Source organism: Fructilactobacillus sp. X3R5C2 (genome assembly GCF_059901175.1).
This window is the reverse complement of record NZ_JBWXVC010000009.1, coordinates 1-3,666: the sequence shown is the minus strand read 5'-3', so window position 1 is coordinate 3,666 and position 3,666 is coordinate 1. Positions and strand designations below refer to the sequence as shown.

The 3,666-nt window shown below is 44.2% G+C and carries 1 protein-coding gene; it reads right to left on the bottom strand.

Translation table 11 applies throughout. From position 1 onward, the window contains the following. On the bottom strand, nucleotides 1-3,666 hold a 3,666-nt coding region (locus tag AC6UD4_RS07170), incomplete at both ends, for a mucin-binding protein (protein WP_500694596.1).

Here is a 3,666-nt window from a genome sequence, read left to right as displayed (position 1 = left end):
GGTTGGGCCATCAGTATTAAAGGTAAAGCCATCCGCAGGGTATCCGTCGGATACTAATTCATATCCTTGCGCTTCTAGTTTAGCGATTTCATCTTTCGTACTGTAATCGGCCTTGCTACCAAACTTACCGTTAACGGTATCACTAGTGATAAGGGCATTACCTTTATCCTGATCCACGTAATTAATGTGAACGACTTCATCGTTAGCGTTGTAGGTAACCGTGACACTTGAATCTGGTGTGTCGGCCGTTGCAGTTTCAGAACCAACACTTGCCTTATCAGGTGTGTATCCCGTAATGGTTGGGGAAACAATTGAACCGAAGACAGCGTTCGTTGACGTCCAGTTACTGTAAGTTACCTTACCCGTTACTTCATCAAAGGTGGCCGTTCTGTTGAACGTAACCGTTTCAATGCGATCATCTGAAGCCTTGCTACCATCAGCGTAAACGTAGTGCACCGTTCTGGTAATGGTCTTAGTCAAGTCGGTCTTGCTAGTACCATCTGGATACTTCGGTCCCGTTGGGTTGTTAGGATCCACTGGTTGACCTGGGTTTCCTGGGTTATCTGGCGTAACTTCCTTGGTCTTGTGTTTCAAAACAACCTTGAAGGTTGGGTTATCAGTATTGAAGGTGTAACCATCACCTGGGAAGCCATCGGATACTAATTCGTATCCTTGGGCTTCTAGTTTAGCGATTTCGTCCTTCGTACTGTAATCCGACTTAGAACCGAACTTCCCGTTCAAGCCATCAGTATGAATAACCTTGTTACCATTGTCTTGATCGATGTACTCAACTTGAGCCTTTTCATCGTTGGCGTTGTAGGTAACCGTAACAGATCCGTCCGGTGTGTCAGCAGTGGCAGTTTCGGAACCAACACTTGCCTTATCTGGGGTGTATCCCGTAATTTCAGGAGAATCAATTGAGCTAAAGACCGCATTCTTAGTAGTCCAGTCGCCGTAACTGATAATCTTGCCGGTTACTTGATCAAAGGTTGCAGTTCGAGTGTAGGTAACTGTCTCAACTTGATCGTCAGCAGCTTTACTACCATCAGCGTAAACGTAGTGGATGGTTCTTGTAATGTTCTTAGTCAGATCATTTACACTAGTTCCATCTGGGTACTTCGGTCCAGTTGGATTATTTGGATCAACTGGTTGTCCCGGTTGACCAGGGTTATCCGGTGTAACCGTCTTCATCTTGTGTTTCAAAACAACGGTAAAGGTTGGATTGTCAGTGTTGAAAGTAAAGCCATCCGCAGGGTATCCGTCGGATACTAGCTCGTAGCCCTGAGCTTCTAGTTTAGCAATTTCGTCCTTCGTAGTGTAACCAGACTTACTACCAAACTTACCAGTTAAAGCATCGCTATAAATAAGCTTGTTACCTTCGTCTTGGTCGACGTAGTTAACTTGTGCTTTTTCTTCGTTAGCGTTGTAAGTAACGGTAACACTTCCGTCAGGTGTATCAGCGGTGGCAGTTTCAGAACTAACACTAGCTTTATCAGGGGTGTAGCCCGTAATGGCTGGTGAATCAATTGAGCTAAAGACCGCATTCTTAGTAGTCCAGTCGCCGTAGCTGATAATCTTGCCAGTAACTTGGTCGAAAGTTGCCGTTCTTGTAAACGTAACCGTTTCAACTTTGTCATCGGAAGCTTTGCTGCCATCAGCATAGACGTAGTGAATCGTTCTGGTAATGTTCTTAGTCAGGTCATTTACACCAGTTCCATTAGGATAATGAGGTCCATCTGGATTATTTGGATCCACTGGTTGTCCTGGGTTGCCAGGGTTGTCCGGCGTAACCGTCTTGGTCTTATGCTTAAAGATAACTTTGAAAGTTGGGTTGTCGGTATTAAATTCATACCCATTTGGATAACCGTCAGTGACTAACTCGTAACCCTGACTTTCTAAATCAGCAATTTCAGCTTTAGTAGAGTAATCCGACTTAGAACCAAACTTACCGTTTAAGCTATCAGTTTTAATAACTCGGTTGCCGTCGTCTTGGTCAATGTATTGAACACGAGCCTGTTCTTCATTGGCATTGTAGGTAACGGTTACAGATCCGTCTGGCGTGTCGGCTGTGGCAGTTTCGGAACCAACACTTGCTTTATCTGGAGTGTAGCCCGTGATTGCTGGAGAATCAATTGAGCTAAAGACAGCGTTCGTTGAAGTCCAGGCACTGTACGTTAACTTGCCAGTTACTTCGTCAAAGGTGGCCGTTCTGGTGAAAGTAACGGTTTCTACTTGATCATCAGCGGCTTTACTACCATCAGCGTAAACATAGTGAACGGTTCTTGTAATGTTCTTAGTCAAGTCATTTACGCCAGTTCCATCAGGATACTTTGGTCCAGTTGGGTTATTTGGATCAACTGGTTGACCTGGTTGTCCCGGATTATCTGGCGTAACCGTCTTCATCTTGTGTTTCAAAACAACGGTAAAGGTTGGATTGTCAGTGTTGAAAGTAAAGCCATCAGCAGGGTATCCGTCGGATACCAACTCGTAGCCCTTAGCTTCTAAAGTGGCAATTTCATTTTTGGTTGAGTAACCAGATTTACTACCAAACTTACCAGTTAAGTCATCAGTATGAAGAACGGCATCACCGTTATCTTCGTCAACATAGTTAACTACGGCTTTTTGTTCGTTTGCATTGTACGTAACGGTAACACTTCCGTCAGGTGTGTCAGCTGTGGCAGTTTCAGAACTAACACTAGTCTTATCAGGGGTGTAGCCCGTGATTGCTGGAGAATCAACTTGTCCAAAGACAGCGTTCGTTGAAGTCCAGTTACTGTAAGTTAACTTGCCAGTTACTTCGTCAAAGGTGGCCGTTCTGTTGAAAGTAACGGTTTCTACTTTGTCATCTGCGGCTTTACTACCATCAGCGTAAACGTAGTGAATAGTTCTCGTAATTGACTTGGTTAAGTTATCTTTACTAGTTCCATCAGGATATTTTGGTCCCGTTGGGTTATTTGGATCAATTGGTTCACCTGGGTTTCCTGGGTTGTCAGGGGTAACCGTCTTCATCTTGTGTTTAAAGATAACTTTGAAAGTTGGGTTGTCGGTATTAAATTCGTACCCATTTGGATAACCATCAGTGACTAATTCGTAACCTTGGGCCTCTAAGCTGGCAATTTCGTTCTTTGTACTGTAATCAGACTTAGAACCGAACTTACCGTTTAAATTGTCAGTTTTAATAACCCGGTTACCATCATCTTGGTCAATGTATTGAACGTGAGCCTGTTCATCGTTAGCAGTGTAGGTAACCGTATCAGTCGAGTCGGTTGAGTCGGCAGTAGTAGTTAGAGCACCAACGGTTGCCTTGTCAGGAGTGTATCCTGTAATTTCGGGCGAATCGATTGAATCGAAGACCGCGTTCTTAGTAGTCCAGTCGCCATAACTGATAATCTTGCCAGTAACCTGGTCGAAGGTTGCCGTTCGAGTGTAAGTAACCGTCTCAGTACGATCATCGGAGGCTTTACTACCGTCAGCGTAGACGTAGTGAACCGTTCTTGTAATGTTCTTAGTCAAGTCATTTACACCAGTTCCATCTGGGTACTTTGGTCCAGTTGGGTTATTTGGATCAACTGGTTGACCTGGTTGTCCCGGATTATCTGGCGTAACCGTCTTAGTCTTATGCTTCAAAACAACGGTAAAGGTTGGATTGTCAGTGTTGAAAGTAAA